The following is a 739-nucleotide window of genomic DNA, read 5'->3' on the forward strand; positions in this document are numbered from 1 at the left end:
GCAGCGGCCAAGATCGCCGCTACGTCGGTCCCGTGGACGATCCCGAGATCACCAAGAGGGTCGAGGCGTTCAAGGATCTGAAGGCCGACCTGAAAGGACGTCGCCGTCTCGTCTCCACGTTAGTCCGTGAAGCCTATCTGCCGCGCCCTATGCCGATCACGGGCCAAGTCGTGGAGGGGCTAGCGAAGGCTGGCTTCTTCCGCTTGCGGGGAGTGCTCGTCGGCACCGCTGCGTACCAGTGCTATGCCGCTGTGCTTGGTCGACGCCTTGCGGCGGCCGCCATGCAGACCGGCGACGTCGACTTTGCGCAATTCCACGAAATCTCGGTGGCTATCAAGGACTCCATGCCACCCATCCTGGACGTGCTTCGCCAAGTCGACCCTACGTTTCGCGAGGTTCCGAGCCAGGCCGATGGCAGGCTCTCCACCCGATTCGTATCGAGAGGCAACTTCAACGTCGAGTTCCTGACGCCGAACCAGTGGTCCGACGACCAGGCAGGAAAGCCGGTCCCGATGCCGGCGCTCGGCGGGGCGGCGGCGTCTCCGCTCCGCTTCCTCGACTACCTGATCTATCAGCCCGTCCGCGCGGTACTGCTGCATGGTGCCGGCGTGCCGGTCCTTGTCCCGTCGCCGGAACGATACGCCATCCACAAGCTCATCGTCGGATCCCGCCGGAAGGCGGATCGCGATGCGACCGCAAAGAGCGCGAAGGATCGGCTTCAGGCCAGATCGATCATCGA

The 739-nt window shown here is 64.4% G+C and carries 1 protein-coding gene; it reads left to right on the top strand.

All coding sequences use genetic code 11. The features are described 5' to 3' along the window. Nucleotides 1-32: 32 nt before the first annotated feature. On the top strand, nucleotides 33-739 hold a 707-nt coding region (locus FNJ47_RS46345; RefSeq protein ID WP_347341826.1), incomplete at its 3' end, for a GSU2403 family nucleotidyltransferase fold protein.

Origin of the sequence: Bradyrhizobium uaiense (genome assembly GCF_010811875.1) — a bacterium.
GTDB classification, from domain to species: Bacteria; Pseudomonadota; Alphaproteobacteria; order Rhizobiales; family Xanthobacteraceae; genus Bradyrhizobium; species Bradyrhizobium uaiense.